The organism is Acinetobacter psychrotolerans (assembly GCF_048552595.1).
In the GTDB taxonomy this organism is placed as follows: Bacteria; Pseudomonadota; Gammaproteobacteria; order Pseudomonadales; family Moraxellaceae; genus Acinetobacter.
On the sequence record NZ_JBIMDK010000054.1, the window covers coordinates 1 to 318 of the forward strand.

Annotated in this window: 1 protein-coding gene; it reads left to right on the forward strand. The window is 43.1% G+C overall.

From position 1 onward, the window contains the following. The coding region (locus ACG94X_RS16825; RefSeq protein ID WP_514131879.1) for an amino acid kinase family protein at window positions 1-318 on the forward strand (318 nt) is incomplete at both ends.

A 318-nucleotide genomic window follows, 5' to 3' on the forward strand; every position in this document is an offset into this window, starting at 1 on the left:
CCCTATATCAATGCTCATCGTGATAAAACATTTGTTTTGATGGTTGGTGGTGAAGCCGTTCAAGATCAAAATTTTCAGCATATTATTCATGATATTGCACTTCTCCACTCGCTGGGTCTCCGCTTGATTCTCGTGCATGGCGCGCGCCCGCAAATCAATGACAATTTAAAAGAAAAAAATATTCAAAGCCCTATTCATATTAATCGTCGTGTGACCACACGTGAATCATTACCCTGCGTTATGAATGCTGTCGGCTCGAGTCGTTTACAGATCGAAGCATTATTGTCGATGGGGCTTGCCAATTCGCCAATGTTCGGC